The organism is Aedoeadaptatus ivorii, from assembly GCF_030815095.1.
GTDB classification, from domain to species: Bacteria; Bacillota; Clostridia; order Tissierellales; family Peptoniphilaceae; genus Aedoeadaptatus; species Aedoeadaptatus ivorii.
Window position 1 is genome coordinate 102932 of record NZ_JAUSWF010000002.1, and the last position, 15761, is coordinate 118692.

The 15761-nt window shown below is 55.1% G+C and carries 13 protein-coding genes and 1 tRNA gene; 11 read left to right on the top strand and 3 right to left on the bottom strand.

All coding sequences use genetic code 11. From position 1 onward, the window contains the following. Positions 1–11 precede the first annotated feature (11 nt). The gene (locus QO008_RS02275; RefSeq protein ID WP_307383970.1) at positions 12–1460 is read right to left on the bottom strand and encodes a nicotinate phosphoribosyltransferase; all 1449 of its coding nucleotides are present in this window, start codon (positions 1458–1460) and stop codon (positions 12–14) included. A gap of 190 nt (positions 1461–1650) precedes the next feature. Between QO008_RS02275 and QO008_RS02280 the strand changes: the two genes are divergently transcribed. The 7 genes from QO008_RS02280 to QO008_RS02310 all read left to right on the top strand — a co-directional run bounded on the left by QO008_RS02280 (position 1651) and on the right by QO008_RS02310 (position 10108). Further along, complete coding sequence (locus tag QO008_RS02280; RefSeq protein WP_307383973.1) at positions 1651–3252, top strand: ABC-F family ATP-binding cassette domain-containing protein; 1602 nt, start codon at positions 1651–1653, stop codon at positions 3250–3252. A gap of 61 nt (positions 3253–3313) precedes the next feature. Next, positions 3314–4222 carry a Ppx/GppA phosphatase family protein gene (locus QO008_RS02285; protein WP_307383976.1) on the top strand — a complete coding sequence of 303 codons (909 nt, stop codon included), beginning with the start codon at positions 3314–3316 and terminating at the stop codon, positions 4220–4222. Next, the gene (gene ppk1, locus QO008_RS02290) at positions 4219–6411 is read left to right on the top strand and encodes a polyphosphate kinase 1 (protein ID WP_307383979.1); all 2193 of its coding nucleotides are present in this window, start codon (positions 4219–4221) and stop codon (positions 6409–6411) included. The genes QO008_RS02285 and ppk1 overlap by 4 nt, the downstream gene beginning before the upstream one ends. A gap of 81 nt (positions 6412–6492) precedes the next feature. Beyond that, positions 6493–7515, top strand: coding sequence for a methylated-DNA--[protein]-cysteine S-methyltransferase (locus QO008_RS02295; protein WP_307383982.1), 1023 nt, complete (start codon positions 6493–6495; stop codon positions 7513–7515). Positions 7516–7520: 5 nt separating this feature from the next. After that, positions 7521–9134, top strand: coding sequence for a potassium/proton antiporter (locus tag QO008_RS02300; protein ID WP_307383985.1), 1614 nt, complete (start codon positions 7521–7523; stop codon positions 9132–9134). A gap of 107 nt (positions 9135–9241) precedes the next feature. Next, positions 9242–9317: transfer RNA gene (locus QO008_RS02305), tRNA-Thr, on the top strand. A 128-nt stretch (positions 9318–9445) separates the two neighbouring features. Then, positions 9446–10108, top strand: a complete 663-nt coding sequence (locus QO008_RS02310) for an S-layer homology domain-containing protein (protein ID WP_307383988.1) — start codon at positions 9446–9448, stop codon at positions 10106–10108. Positions 10109–10154: 46 nt separating this feature from the next. On the opposite strand, the gene QO008_RS02315 is transcribed toward QO008_RS02310, so the two are convergent. Then, the gene (locus QO008_RS02315) at positions 10155–10844 is read right to left on the bottom strand and encodes an RDD family protein (protein WP_307383989.1); all 690 of its coding nucleotides are present in this window, start codon (positions 10842–10844) and stop codon (positions 10155–10157) included. Further along, positions 10845–11861: a signal peptide peptidase SppA gene (sppA, locus tag QO008_RS02320; RefSeq protein WP_307383991.1), complete on the bottom strand. Its 1017-nt coding sequence runs from the start codon at positions 11859–11861 to the stop codon at positions 10845–10847. A gap of 97 nt (positions 11862–11958) precedes the next feature. Between sppA and QO008_RS02325 the strand changes: the two genes are divergently transcribed. The 4 genes from QO008_RS02325 to QO008_RS02340 are packed head-to-tail and all read left to right on the top strand — an operon-like array spanning position 11959 to position 15752. Beyond that, positions 11959–12510 (top strand): DUF2140 family protein, encoded by a 552-nt coding sequence (locus tag QO008_RS02325; RefSeq protein WP_307383994.1) that lies wholly within the window; start codon positions 11959–11961, stop codon positions 12508–12510. Positions 12511–12513: 3 nt separating this feature from the next. After that, the gene (locus tag QO008_RS02330) at positions 12514–13764 is read left to right on the top strand and encodes a hemolysin family protein (protein ID WP_126464832.1); all 1251 of its coding nucleotides are present in this window, start codon (positions 12514–12516) and stop codon (positions 13762–13764) included. A 27-nt stretch (positions 13765–13791) separates the two neighbouring features. Next, positions 13792–14970: a cation diffusion facilitator family transporter gene (locus QO008_RS02335; RefSeq protein ID WP_126464833.1), complete on the top strand. Its 1179-nt coding sequence runs from the start codon at positions 13792–13794 to the stop codon at positions 14968–14970. Beyond that, complete coding sequence (locus QO008_RS02340; RefSeq protein ID WP_126464834.1) at positions 14967–15752, top strand: TraX family protein; 786 nt, start codon at positions 14967–14969, stop codon at positions 15750–15752. Before QO008_RS02335 ends, QO008_RS02340 begins: the two co-directional genes overlap by 4 nt. The last annotated feature ends 9 nt before the right edge of the window (positions 15753–15761 follow it).

Sequence of the window (15761 nt, forward strand, 5' to 3'; positions counted from 1 at the left end):
TTTTTGTGTGCCTATTTGTTGGCGCCGTGTTTTTCCAATAGATCGTCTTTGACCTTCCACAGGGCGGGACTCAAATCGACGATGTATTCGTGAGGATTGTTGAGCCGCTTGATCTCGTCCCAGAGCGTGCCCAGTTCCTTTTGTACCTTGTCGCGAATGGCGTCGAGGTCGGGGGATTCGTAGACGAGCTTTCCGCCCACATAGATGTCCTCGAGAAGCGGACGCACCTCGTAGTTTTTGAGGGTTTTGCGCTTCCAGGTAAAGAGGGGGTGGAAGATCTCGTATTCGTCCTCGGGAATGGTCTCGCCCTTTTGGGTGATGACATCGGCCAAGGCCTTGCCGTGATCGCGGTCGTAGAATCGCCAGATTTCTTTGACCCCGGGGGTGGTGATCTTGGTGACGTTCTCGGAGATCTTGATGGTGGGAATGATGGTATCGCCGTCTTCTAAGGCCACCAGCTTATACACCCCGCCGAAGACCGGATGGCTCTTGGAGGTGATCAGCCGCTCGCCGACGCCGAAGGAATCGATGCAGGCGTCTTGCTTTAACAGATCCTCGATGACGTATTCGTCGAGGGAGCTGGAGGCCATAATCTTTACGTCCTCGAAGCCCGACGCGTCTAAGATCTTGCGGATCTTTTTGCTCAGATAAGCGATATCGCCCGAGTCGATGCGCACGCCCTTGCCTTCGTGGCCCGCTTCGCGGAGCTCTCGAAAGACCTGAATCGCATTGGGCAGCCCCTGCTTTAAGACGTCGTAGGTGTCGATCAACAAAAAGCAGTTGTCGGGGTAGACCTTGGCATAGGCGCGGAAGGCGTCGATCTCTTCATCGAACATCTGCACCCAGCTGTGGGCCATGGTGCCCAGGGCGGGTACGCCGTATTGGATGTCGGCGAGGGTATTGGCGGTGCCGTTACAGCCCCCGATATAGGCGGCGCGGGCGCCGAGATTGGCGCCGCTGTAACCTTGGGCGCGGCGGGAGCCGAATTCGGTCACGGGGCGCCCGTCGGCGGCGGTACAGATCCGGTTCGCCTTGGTGGCGATCATGGTCTGGTGGTTGATGGTCAGAAGCACCATGGTCTCGATCAGCTGCGCCTGGATCACCGGGCCGCGCACGGTGACCAAGGGTTCCTGCGGAAAGACCACGGTTCCCTCTGGCACCGCGCGCACGTCACAGCTGAACTCGAAATTCGACAGGTACTCGAGAAAGTCCTCGCTGAAGATGCCCTTGGAGCGCAAAAATGCGATGTCTTCGTCGTTGAATTTCAGCGCTTCGATGTATTCGATCATGGGTTCCAGGCCGCTTACAATGGCATAGCTCGCTTCGTCCGGGGCGGAACGGAAAAACATATCGAAGTGGACGATCTGATCGCCCATTCCGTTTTCCAAATATCCGTTGCCCATGGTGAACTCGTAAAAGTCCGCCAAGAGTGTGTAATTGTTTTTTTCTGTAAAATTCATGACACTCACTTTCCGAAAATTAACGTATAAACGCTTTACTGCTTAACATTATAGCACAGCGGAGGGCAAATGCGGTCGGAAGAAACGATTTCATTTCGAGCGAAGCGGCGCCCACGCGACGCCTAAACAATGGTGAATTACCGTCGCGCGGGTGATACAATAGGGGAGAATACTACCAGGAAGGTGAACTATGTTACAAGTAACCGATGTAAGCGTATTGTTTCCGGACAAAAAACTCTTCGACGAAGTGAATCTGCTATTCCAAAAGGGGAATTGCTACGGAATCATCGGCGCCAACGGCGCGGGAAAATCTACATTTTTGAAAATCCTCTCCGGCGAGAAAGAGCCCACCACGGGCCATGTCTCCAAGGGAAAAGACGAGCGGCTCTCCAAACTCAAGCAAGATCACTTCGCCTACGAAGACGAGGTGGTATCGGATGTGGTGATCCGGGGCAACGAGGAATTGTACCGCATCGGCAAGGAAAAAGACGCGATCTATATGAAACCCGACTTTTCCGACGAAGACGGCATTCGCGCCGGCGAACTCGAGGCCCGATTTGCCGAGCTGAACGGCTACGAGGCGGAAAGCGAAGCCGCCCGCCTCTTGCAGGGGTTGGGGATCGGCACCGAAAAGCACGATCTCTTGATGCGGGACTTGATCGAGAGCGAAAAAGTCAAGGTGCTCCTCGCCCAGGCGCTTTTCGGCGAACCCGAGATCCTGTTGCTCGACGAGCCGACCAACGGTCTCGACGTAAAGGCGGTGTTATGGCTCGAGGCCTTTTTGGCGGAGTTTCCGGGCATTGTAATCATCGTAAGCCACGACCGCCATTTCTTAAACGAAGTCTGCACCCATATGGTAGACATCGACTACGGCAAGATCAATATGGTTACCGGAAACTACGACTTCTGGTACGAATCGGGGCAGCTCGCCGCCAAGCTCCTCAAGGAACAGAACAAAAAGAAAGAGGAGAAGGTCAAGGAGCTGAAGGAGTTTATCGCCCGCTTCAGCGCCAACAAATCCAAATCGCGCCAGGCGACGAGCCGCAAAAAGTTGCTCGAGAAGATCGACGTGGAAGAGATTCGCCCTTCCTTGCGGCGCTATCCCTTTGTGGGCTTTTCCCTTTCGCGAGAGCCCGGAAACGAGATCCTCACTGTGGAGGGACTATCCGCCAAGAACGAAAAACAGACGCTGCTCGACGACATCTCCTTCCGCGTCGACAAGGGCGACAAGATCGCTTTTATCGGAAACGAGATCGCCGTGACGAAGCTGTTTTCGATTCTCGCAGGAGAAGATGCCGACTATACCGGTACGGTGAAGTGGGGCCAGACCATTACCGCGCGGTACTTTCCCCGGGACAATTCCCGCTATTTCGACGACGTGGAGGACAATCTCATCGATTGGCTGCGCCGCTACTCCGAAGACCAATCCGAAATCGTCATGCGGGGCCTTTTGGGCAAGATGCTCTTCTCCGGCGACGAGGCGCTGAAAAAGGCGAAGGTCCTTTCGGGTGGGGAGCGGGTGCGGATGATGTTTTCCAAGATGATGATCGATCCCGCCAATGTGCTCCTGTTCGATCAGCCGACCAACCACTTGGACCTGGAGAGCATCGAGGCGGTCAACAACGGGCTGATCGCCTTTAAGGGGAATGTGCTCTTTTCCTCGCACGACCACCAGTTCGTCAGTTCCGTCGCCAATCGCATTATCGAAATCAAAGAAGACGGCAGCATTCGAGACAGAAAGATGGGTTATGAAGAATATATTCGCGAATTTATCGCCGACGACGATCGCTAATTTACAGAGATTTTACAATTCCAAAACATTAATTTGTTATGGTGTAGACGAGGTGCTTTAAATGCATGGGATTATAGACATCGGTTCTAACACCATTCGTCTTTCGGTGTTCCGCATCGAGGGAAAAAAAGTAATCAATTTGTTCAACGAGAAGCGGACGGTCGGGCTCGCCGGCTATCGAAAAGACGGGAAGTTGACCCAAGAGGGCATCGACGTCTTGATCCAGACGCTGTCCTCTTTTGCCTATATCATCGACATCTTCGGGGATATCCACTACGCCCACGCCATTGCGACGGCTTCCATCCGAAACATCTCCAATTCCGACGAAGTGATTCACGCCGTGAAAAAGAAGGTGGGGATGGACATCGAAGTGCTGAGCGGGGAAGAGGAGGCGTATCTCGCCTTTGTCGGGGCGGGATCGTCTTTGGATGCGGTCGACGACGGCGTGCTCACAGACATCGGCGGCGGATCTTCGGAGATCGTCCTGTTTCGCGATCGAGAGATCGTGGACTCGGCGTCTTTGGACATCGGTTCCTTATCCGCCTTTAAGGAATACGTGGCGGGGCTCTTCATGCAGCCCTGCGAGCGCAAGGCGCTGGATCGGCGCCTGAAGTTTTTGCTCCACGCCCAGGGCGTCGATCGCGAAGACTTCCCCGTCCTCTGTGCCGTCGGCGGCAGCGCTCGGGCGACGCTTTTGATGTATAACGAGTTCTACGACGAACATCCCGATAATGACGAGATGGACGTCGACGACCTGAGGACGTTGATGAAACATTTGTTGGAAATGGACGATAAGGACAAGATGGATATCATCCTCAAGACAAAGGCGGATCGCATACACACATTCTTGCCCGGCCTCTGTATTCTGTACCGAATCGCGAAATACTTCCACGTGGACCGCATCGCGGTTTCGCAGACGGGGATCAGAGAGGGCTATGTACTCAGTCGCATTGTAGGAGGCGAATCATGACCGATATTTCCTTTACACAAAACAGAGAGTTGTCATGGCTCCGTTTTAACGAACGGGTTCTCGACGAAGCCCAAGACGTCAAGGTGCCGCTTTTGGAGCGGATCAAGTTTTTGTCCATCTTCGATTCCAATCTCGACGAATTCTTTATGGTGCGGGTGGGGTCTTTGACCGACCTTTCTATGCTGCAAAAAAAGGTCGTCGACAAAAAGTCTTTAATGGACCAGGACGAGCAGCTCGACGCGGTGATGGAGGCGACGAGTTCGCTCTACCAAAAGAAGGACCACGTCTATCAGGAACTGATGGATCGCTTCCGCTCCGAGGGCTATTATTTTGTAGAGAAGGAAGAACTGTCGGAACACGAAGACACGGTGCTCCAGGCGTATTTCGACAACTCGGTCAGCCCCTTCTTAAACTATCAGATCGTGGATATGACCCACCCCTTCCCCCATATTCCCAATCTCGCCATCGTCATCCTCTACACCCTGCACGCCAAGGGGGTGGACGGGGATCGAAAGATCGGCATTATTCAGGTGCCCGACAAGGTCTCCCGATATATGCGCGTAGACAGCAATAAGTATATTATGCTAGAAGAGATTATCCGGGAATACGGAAAGGCGCTCTTCGAAAACTACGATGTGGAAGACTCATACATAATGAGTGTGACCCGAAATGCCGATATCGAGTGGGACGACGAGGACTACGAGCTGGAAGAAGACTACCGCTCGCATATGAAGAAGATGCTCAAAAAGCGCAAGCGTCTGGTGCCGGTGCGCCTGGAAGTCGACCGACTCCCCGACGAGGCGGTCGTGAAGCTGCTCTTGAAAAACCTCTCGCTTTCTCGCAACCGCCTCTTTGTCACCAAGAGCCCCATGCGGTTGGACTATCTTTTCGCCCTTTCCGGCGAGCTGGAAGAAGCCATGGGCCCGGAATATGTGGAACCGCCCTTCACCCCCCAACGCAGCCGCTATGTGCGGGATGACATGCCCATGATCGAACAGGTGGAGGCGCGCGATATTCTATTGTCCTACCCCTACGAGAGCATGGACCCCATCATCCGTCTCTTAAAAGAGGCGGCGGAAGACCCCACGGTGATGTCGATCAAGATCACCCTATACCGCATCGCCAAGGACTCCAAGATCGCCGAGCAGTTGATCGCCGCGGCGGAAAACGGCAAGGACGTGTTGGTCTTGATGGAGCTCCGCGCCCGCTTTGACGAGGAGAACAATATCTTGTGGTCGTCGAATCTGGAAAAGGCGGGTTGCCGGGTGATCTACGGCTTTAACCACTTCAAATGCCACTCCAAGGTCCTCTTGATTACGCGCATGGTCGACGACAAGGCACAATACATCACGCAAGTCGCCACCGGAAACTACAACGAAAAGACCGCCAAGCTCTATACGGACTTTTCGCTCCTGACCGCCGATCAAAAGATCGGCCGCGACGCCAATCGCCTCTTCGACAATTTCCTGATCGGCGATATAGAAGGCGAATACGACGAACTCATGGTCAGCCCCAAATCCATGTCCGAAGGGCTCGAGCGGCTCTTCGACGAGCAGATCGCCTTGGCAAAATCCGGCGGCGAGGGCTATATTCGCCTTAAAATGAACTCGATCTCCGACCGCATTCTGATCGACAAGATCTCCGAGGCGTCCAATGCCGGCGTCAAGATCGATATGATGGTGCGCGGCATTACCTGTATCGTGCCCGGCGTGCCCGGCCGCACGGAAAATCTGTCGGTCTACTCGGTAGTGGGACGCTTTTTGGAGCACCACCGCGTCTACCAGTTCGGAAAGGGCGAGGACGCCAAGGTCTACATCTCCTCCGCCGACTTTATGACGAGAAACATTCGAAAACGCGTGGAAGTCGCCTGCCCCATCTTGGATCCCGAGATCAAAACGCGGGTACTCGACTTTATGGACACGATGTTTGCCGACGACGTAAAGATCCGCGAGCTCCTGCCCACCCGCCGCTATGCGCATGTGGTGAATCGCGACAATATCGTGGCGCAAGAGGCACTTATGAAAGAGGCGTTGGAACACGCCCCCGAGGATACGCCCGTGAAGACCGCGCCCCGGCGATTTGCCGAACCCCTGCCTTCTCAGGGCAGAGAAGAACCCGGTGCACAGAAAGAAGAAAAAGAAGGCTTCTTCGCCCGTCTGATTCGCAAATTGTTCGGGCGATCCCGGTAAACGAGGAGAAGACCTGCGGGTCTTCTTTTTTTATTCGGAAACTTTGATATAATGAAAAAATAAATAAGGAGAAGATGCAATATGCCGAAAGATAAAAAGAAAAAATTAAAAGCGAAAGACGACAAGCGCGCACAAAAAGCGCAGAACGAGAAGAAAAAGAAGGAGGAGAGTAAGGCGGCGGAGAAAAAGACAAAAACAAAAAAGAAAAATAAGGCCAAAGTCGAGCGACAAAAAGCGGCGGACAAAGCTGCCAAAAAGAAGAGCGCCAAAAAGAAGCGATCGAAGGAAGAGGCGAAGGCAAAGAAAGTGAAGCTGTCTTCAAAGGCGAAAAAAGCGAAGACCGCGCCTGAAAACAAGAAGAAGCCGTCGAAGGCAAAAGCGAAGAAGACAAAGACGAAGTCGAAATCGAAAAAAGCCAAGTCTGCAATGGTAAAAGCGAAAAAGAAGCCGTCGAAGGAAAAGAAGGAGAAAGCACAATCCGCACCCGTAAAAGAAGAAGAGAAAACGCCGGCGCATAAGGCGGACGAAGGGGCGGAAAACGACGCGGCGCATGCGGCCGCCCCGGCGGTCGAAGACAGCCCCACAAAAGTGGTGCCGCGCGTACAAGCGGCGACGAGTGCGGCAAAGCCCCTACAAGCGCCCGCCGGCGTATCGGCGGTGCTGCGGCGGGTGATCGAAACGCCCCTGGGCCGCCTCTCCCTAAAGGCGGAAGGGGAGGCGCTTACGGAGATCCTATTTACCGAAGAGGACCTCGGCGGCGACGATGCCCCCCTCTTGCAAGAGGCGGAGCGCCAACTCGCCGAGTACTTTGTCGGCGAGCGCAAGTCCTTCGAGCTGCCCCTCGCCCTGCGGGGCACGGAATTTCAGCGGGCGGTCTACGATGCGCTCCTCGCGATTCCCTACGGCGAAGTGAAGAGCTACCAGGAAGTGGCCGTCACCATCGGCAGAGACCGCGCCTACCGCGCCGTGGGCGGCGCCGTGGGGAAAAACCCGCTTACGGTGGTGGTGCCTTGCCACCGCGTGGTCCGCAAAGACGGATCCGCCGGCGGCTACAGCGGCGGTGCGCATAGAAAAGAGGCGCTCTTGCGCCTGGAAGGCCGCTAAAAAGCGTGAATGCGATTCTACTATTCGTCTCGACGATCTTTATCGCGGCGCTCTTTGCGATCAAGTTTTCCCATCGCTACGGCATCCCCTCGCTCTTTTTGTTCTTTCTATTGGGGATCGGTGCCAATGCCCTGGGCGTCGACTTCGAAAAATTCGGATTTATGGAGCACTACGCCGGCTTTGCGCTCTTTGTAATCATGTTCTACGGGGGCTACGGCACCAATCTCGAGATGGGGCTTCCGGTCCTTCGGCCCGCCGTGGCGCTCAGTTCCCTGGGCGTGGTGATTACCGCCTTATTGACGGGGTTGTTCGCGCACTATGTGCTGGACTTTTCCCTCGTAGAGGGTATGCTCTTCGGATCGGTTATCGGCTCCACCGACTACGCCTCGGTTTCCTCGGTGCTCCAGAGCAATAATTTGAACCTGAAGTACCGCTCGGCGCCGCTTTTGGAATTGGAGAGCGGCTCCAATGACCCCACCGCGTATACCATGACGCTGATCTTTTTGGGGTTGTTGACGGGCAGTGCCGTCTCGGTGCCGCTATTGTTGTTGAAGCAGCTCGCCTTTGCGCTCCTTGTGGGCTACGGTATGGCGAAGCTCTTTTTTCTCATTCACGACCGCGTCAATTTTACCAAAGAAGGTCTCTTTACCGTCTTCGTCTTTGCCATGGCCCTCGCCGCCTTTTCCCTCTGCGGACTGGCGGACGGAAACGGCTATCTCGCCGCCTACCTCTTCGGGGTACTGATCGGCAATCGGGATTATTCCAGCAAGCGCGAGATGGTCTTTTTCTTCGACGGCCTGACGGAGATCATGCAGATCAGCCTGTTCTTTCTACTGGGATTTCTTTCCGATCCGCACGCCCTGTGGACGTGGTTTCCCACGGCGCTTGCGGTAATGCTGTTTTTGCTCCTTGTGGCGCGTCCCGTGGCTGTCTTTTTGTTGATGCGATTTTTCGGCGGCACCTTTCGCCAAAATCTCCTACTCTCGTGGGCGGGCCTTCGCGGGGCGGCGGCGATCGTATTCGCCATTATGGTCGTAAACAGCGGCGCCCGATTGGAATCGGACATCTTTCATGCGGCCTTCGGCGTCTGCCTGTTAAGCAGCCTATTGCAGGGGTCTCTTCTCGCCAAAATCGCCATCAAACTCGATATGATCGACCCCGACGATACGGTCTTAAAGACATTTAACTACTATCAGGACCGCAGCGATGTGGGCTTTTTGGAGACTCGCGTCAGGGACGATGAGATCATTGGCATGAAGGTGAAAGATTTGAACCTCGCCTTCGACTTTATCGTCGCCAAAATCGAGCGCGGCGGAAAGACCATCGTGCCCCACGGCGACACCGTGCTTCAGGCGGGGGATCTGGTCGTGGTGGGCGGAAAAAGCCATTTCGACACCGTCGGCGGCTCGCTGGAAGAATTTACGATTCGAAGCGAGCACCCCTGGGCCAATCGGCGGATTCGGGATTTGCACCTTTCGCCCAACGAACTCATCCTAATCGTACAGCGCAATCACAATATCCTCGTGCCGTCGGGGGATACCATTGTATGCCCGGGGGACAAGGTGCTGTTTACCGACAGCGAAGAGCCGCTATTTGCGGAGAAAGACGCCGAATTGTAAATAGAGTCACCGGCGTGTAAAAAAAGAATCATCGATTTCGAAGAAAATGTAAAATCGGCCTTGACAGTTTCTCCATCTGTCTCTATAATAGTATGAGTATTGGAGATGCTATCGTAGCTCAGTCGGTAGAGCACTACATTGGTAATGTAGAGGTCGCAGGTTCAAATCCCGTCGATAGCTCCAAAAAAGGCAAGGTATATACCTTGCCTTTTTTCGTGCGCGCAGATTGTCACAGGAATGAAAAATTAAAAGCCGCCTCCCGTGGTATACTTAAAGCGTAAGAGAGCAAACACGCAAAAGGCGGTGTATATATGAAACAAATCAGGCGAAAAATCGCCGCGGCATTGGCAGTGCTGATGCTCTTGCCTTCGGCGGTCTACGCGAAGAATTTTTCCGACATCGGCGGCCACTGGTCCGCGCCTTATGTGCGCACCCTCAGTGATATGGGCATCGTATCGGGTTACGGCGACGGCAGTTTCCGGCCGAACGGGACAGTTTCCAAGGCGGAGTTTTTTGCCATGGTCAACCGCGCGGCGGGGCTTCGACGCACCTATACGGTGACATTTTCGGACGTCGCGCCGGGCAGTTGGTACTACCGCGAGGTGGCAAAGGGCGTAAAGGCGGGCTATCTCACCCCCACCACGGGGCGGCTTCACCCCAATCAGCCCATTTCCCGCCAGGAGGCGATGCGGATCCTCGCCTATATGTATAATATGACGGCGAGTCCCGGCAGCCTGTCTCGTTTTTCGGATGCGAATTTTATCGCCCCCGCCGCCCGTCCCGGCGTGGCGGCACTGGTCGATGCGGGCGTCGTATCGGGCTACGGCGACGGTCGCTTTGTGCCCGGCGGCTCCATCACTCGGGGCGAGGTTGCAAAGGTATTTCAGGTGCTGATCGCGAACTACAATAAGCCCCCGGCGCGGACGATTTTGGATTCCAAGATTCCCTTCGGCCCGCGCGATCTCTACGAATAAAGAGTTTGAACATACAAAAACGGCTGCCATCGGGCAGCCGTAATTTTTATGCGCTGTAGGCGTAAAACAGTTCTTCGTGATCGCGTTCCACGGCGTATAGATCGTCTTTTACCACATAGGTGTCGGAGAGCAGGTCGCCGATGTTTTGTTTGCGTTCGGTAAATGCCGTAATCACATACAAAATGGGAAAGGTCGTCTGAATCAACCGGCAGAAGAACTCCCGCACGATGACGGTAACCGGCGACAGGCGGCTTTCCTCCTTGTGGATGACGCGGATGCCGGTGATCATCTTGCCGAGGGTTTGGCCGTCGGTAAAGTAGGTGAACAGCACGAAATACAGGTAGAAGAAAAAGCCGGAGACCGCGGCGGGAAAGATGCCCTCGGGGCGGCCCGCCAGTGCCACGATGGGCGAGGCGAAAATCGCCGAAAAGGCGGATGCCACGGTGGCGTCGATACAAAAGGCGACGAAGCGAATCCAAAATCCCGCCGTCACAAAGGAAGAGACGGGGTATTTTCTTCGGAAGGTCCTCCGCGCTTTGGGGAGGGGAGATTCGGGCACCGTCGCTTGCTGTGCACCCTCTCGATGTTCGCGCAAGATCGCCGCATCCAGGGGCGGGTTGTTCCGGTCGAAGGGCTCGCGATAGCGTTCCGTCGTCGCTTCTTCTTTCGCCGGTCGCTTTGCCGGTGCCTTTTTGTCGCCGTCTTTCTTAAAGGGGTCGTAGTGTTGGTTTTTCATCTATGCACCTCCGTAGAGATACATGGGTCTAGCGCCTGCATTCAACGATTCAAACAGCAGCTTCTCGATCACTTCGTTTTCGATCGATGTCTTGGAGAAGAAGTTGCCGAAGATACTGCCCGAAAGGCCCGGCGTGTATTCGTAGACCTGTGCATCTTCGGCACCGATGGCGGTCTTTAAGGCGGCGAGCACGTCTTCGGGATAGCCGATTTCGTCGATCAAGCCGTTTGCTTTCGCCTGATTGCCCGTGTAGATCGAGCCGTCGGCGAGGGTACGCACTTGTTCGATGTCCATCTGTCTGCCTTCGGAGACGACCTTCAAAAACTCGCCGTACATATCGTCGATTACGCCCTGCAGGATGGCCCGTTCGTCTTCGGTCATGGGGCGGGTGGTGCTGCCGATGTCCTTGTGTGCGGCGCTCTTAATCGCCTGATCGGCGATGCCTAGTTTTTCCAACAGGCCCGAGATATTTTGCCCGCCCATAATCACGCCGATGGAACCGGTGATGGTAGAGGGGGCGGCGTAGATCTTTTTGGCGGGCGCGGAGATATAATAACCGCCGCTTGCGGCCATATTGCCCATGCTGACGTAGATGGTCTTGTCGGCATCGGCGATTGCCTTGAGCTTTTTGTGGAGCTCGGCGCTTTCGAACACGCCGCCGCCGGGGGAATTCACCTCCAAGAGTACGCCTTTTACCGTATCGTCTTCGAGGATGTCATCCAATTCGGCGAGCGTCAACCGGTGGTCATAGGCCATGGTGCCGGCAAAGGGCGTAGAGGGAATATCCATAATGGGACCTTCTACGGCGATCTTTGCGATCTTTGCGTCTGCATTTTCGCCTTCTAAGACCGTGCGGTCGAAACTGCCGATGGAATTGCGGATGGATTCTTCGACTTTCTTCATTTGCTCCTCGCGGTTGATCAGGGAACTGAGACCACTGGAAAGCGCGGAAAGGCCGAGAATCAAAACGGCGATGCCCACGGCGATCCACCGCTTCGTATTCATTTTTTCGAGCATAAATCCTCCTGTTCGGTACAATTGTTTTTTGGGATATAGTATGATACATCTATCGGGAGTAAAACTCTCTTTCTTGATGATAACATAGGAGACGGGAATGAAACAACGCAATTGGAAAAAAGCATTTGGGATCCTGGCGGCATTGAATTTGCTGATACTCGCCGCCGTCCTGTTCCTCGCGCGGCCTACGGGCGAGGTAAAGACCGAAGAAACCATACCCAAAAAGGGAAATATTCAGATCGCGATGGAAGCGGACGCACTTCGAAGCGTCATTGATCGAGGGCTTTCGGAGGCGGGAATCGAAGGAACGGTAGAGGCGGGCGATGGCATTCGCCTGTCGATGCCGGTGGAAGCCTACGGCATCTCCAGCGCGCTTTCGGTGCGCACCGAACCCCGCGCGACAAAAGACGGCCGCATCGAGCTCGCCGTAAAAGAGGCGAAGCTGGGACAAATTCCCCTGCCGCCGGCGGAGACCGTGGCGGTGGCGAGCCGGCTGTTTCAAAAAGACGGCGTAGCATTCGATTCCGCGCGCCGATCAATCGTCACCGACCCCGCTATGTGGGCGATCGGCGGTATTCGAGATCTAAAGGCCATAGAGATGAATGCGGCAGAAGGTCGCTATATTTTTGAGGGAACATTGGGAGAATAAAGCATGGATTCAATCGGCATATACGGCGTAGTTATCGTACTCTTAACCGCCGCCTCGGCATTCTTTTCCTCGTCCGAGACGGCGCTCTTATCGGCAAATCAGATCCGCCTGCGCCAGGCGGCGACCGAAGGCGACAAGAGCAGTCTGATGGTGCTCCGGCTCCTGGAAAAACCCCAGGACATGATCTCGAGCATTTTGATCGGAAACAATATCGTAAATATCGCATCGTCCGCCGTGGCGACGGTGCTCTTTACCCGCCTACTCGGTGCCAGCGGACCCGTGGTGGCGACGGCGGTGATGACGGTGGTCGTCTTGGTCTTCGGCGAGGTGATGCCGAAGACCGTGGCGCAGGAACAGCCGGAACTGGTCAGCAAAAAGATCGCCAAGCCGATCTCTGTGATCTCGGTCATTCTAAAACCCGCGGTGTTCTTGTTGGGCGCCTTCACCACTTGGGTCAATCGCCTGCTCTTTCCCGACGTGGGCGATAAGCCGACCATAACCGAGGAAGAATTTAAGACCCTGGTCGAGGTGGGAGAGGAAGAAGGGGTGCTTGAGAGCGCCGAACGCACGTATATCGACAATGTCCTCGACTTTTCTTCCGCCACCGCATCGGATATGATGAAGCCCCGCACCTCGGTGGTCGCCCTCGACGTAGAGGCGGAGCAGGACGAGATCCTCGCGCTTTTGCGCGAAAACCGGTATAGCCGCGTGCCCGTCTACCGCGATTCCATCGACAATATCATCGGCATCCTCTATATGAAAGACGTGGTGCGCACCCTCGCCACCGGCTCGAAACTCGAACTCGAAGAAATGCTTCGGGATCCATATTTTATCGGAGAGAGCGCCGTGGCGGATCGGATCTTTCGCGAAATGAAGGCGCGCAATCTTTCTATCGCCGTGGTGGTGGACGAATACGCCGGCACCAGCGGCATAATCACCATGGAAGACATCCTCGAGGAACTGGTCGGCAATATCGATGACGAGTATGACCTCGAAAACCGCGCCATGATTCTCTTGGACGCGGGGGTATTTTTGATCGATCCGGAGCTTCGGATCGACGAAGTGAACGACCACTTCCGATTGGATTTGGAAAGCGAAAAATCCGACTCCATCGGCGGCTTTGTGATCGAGCAGTTGGACCGCATTCCCAAAGTGGGCGAGGTGATTCGCTACGGGGACATCGTCTTTACCGTTAACGAAATGCAGGGTCTCAAGCTTACCAAACTGAAGATGGACCTACGAGAGCGCTTGTAGGTAAGCGAAGAAAGGAGCGTGAGCGCGATGTTTGAACGATATATGCAGAGAAAGCTCCCCGACGCGCGAGATGCGGCGGCGCGCAGTCGCATGGGGCGAGAGGCGTCTTTGATCGGGATCGGGACCAATCTCGCCCTGGCGGCATCGAAGATTGTGGTAGGCACGCTTTCCGGCGCCATTTCGATGGTCGCCGACGGGCTTAACAACTCCATGGACCTGTTGAGCTCCCTGATTTCTTTGGGGGGCTTTCATTTCGCCGCCATGCCCGCCGATCGCCGCCATCCCTACGGCCATGCGCGCATGGAGTACTTGGCGTCCTTTGTGGTGAGCCTGATCATCCTCTGGACGGGGGCGAGCCTGTTTTGGGAATCGGGAAAAAGCATACTGCATCCCAAGGCGATGGAGGTACTGCCTGTCGCCTTTGTGGTGCTGTTGCTTTCGATCGGGGCAAAATTTCTCCTCTTCGCCTACAATCTCGCCCTGGGAAAGCGCATGGGCTCCGATCTTTTGATCGCCACCGCCTATGACGCCCGGGGTGATGTGCTCGCCACCTCGACGGTGGTGCTTTCGGTGGGCGTACAAAAGCTGTTCGGCCTCAATATCGACGGCTTTGTGGGCCTGCTCGTGGCAGGAGTGATCCTAAAGAGCGGCTGGGAGAGCCTGACCGATACGGTGGATTCTCTTTTGGGCGAAAAGACCGACCCCGCCCTCATCGAAGAGCTCCTCGCCTTTATCGAGAGCTTTCCCGTCGCCATCGGCGTACACGATTTGATCTACCACGACTACGGCGCACAGAAGCGCTTTTTGACCGTCCACGTGGAGGTCAACAGCGAATGGGACGTGCTCAAGATCCACGAGGACATCGACGAGATCGAGCGGCGACTGGCGGAGGAATTTCAGCTGGATGCCACCATACACATCGACCCCATCCGCATCGACGACCCCCGCAGCAATGCGCTCTATGACTATCTGAAGGGGACCTTGCGAGAAATTCACCCCAAACTCGACCTACACGATTTTCGCATCGTCGACCGAAAGGACGGGTTGAATCTCGTATTTGACGTACTCGTTCCCATGGCGATGGAAGGAAAAGAAGAAGAGATCGACAGAAGGCTGCGTCAAAAGGTCGCCGAAAAGCACCCCGAATACGCGCTGATCACCACCTACGATCCCGACTATCAGGATCTGTTGGGGGCACAGGAATGAACGCGCTTTACAATCCCGACGAGAAAAAGCGGCTCTTGGCGATTTGGTCGAAAGAGGGCGGCCTCAGCGGCAACGCACTGAAATTTTTTGCTTGCCTCTTTATGTTCTTCGACCATATGGCCCAGGGCGGCGTGCTGCGCGATTCCCTGGGGATCGAGGTGGGGGGCCTTTTGCCCTTTCAGTATTACGATTCCCCGGGCCTGTTGGCGGGCAATCTTATGGTGCTCTTCGGGCGCATCGCCTTTCCCATATTCTGCTTCTTTTTGGTGCAGGGTCTCTTTCTCACCCGCGACTATAAAAAACAGCTGATTCGGCTCTTTCTCTTCGGCGTTCTTTCCGAGATCCCCTTCGATTTGGTTGCAAACGGCGGCCTAGAATGGGGACATCAGAATGTGTATTTTACCCTGGTGGCGGGGGCGGCGCTCGTCGTGCTCCTAGAAAGAATTCGGCACACGGATTGGAAACGGCTGCCGAAGATCGTCGCATCGACGGCCGTTTTTTTGGCCATCGCCGCTCTTTCCGCGGTTTGCGGCTTCGACTACGGCGCCTTCGGCATCGGCGCCATACTGCTGTATTACCTGGCGCGTGAAGATCGATTCCGCACCCTCTCGGCGACGCTCTTCGGCTTTTGGTTCGAGGCGCCCCTATTCGGTACGGTATATCTTTCGCTGCCTTTTCTTTGGCTCTATAACGGAAAGCGCGGGCGCGGGCATAAATACGCATTTTATGCCTTTTACCCCCTGCACTTGCTCTTTTTATACCTGCTTTCGTTGATTTTCTAGAAAGGAGAT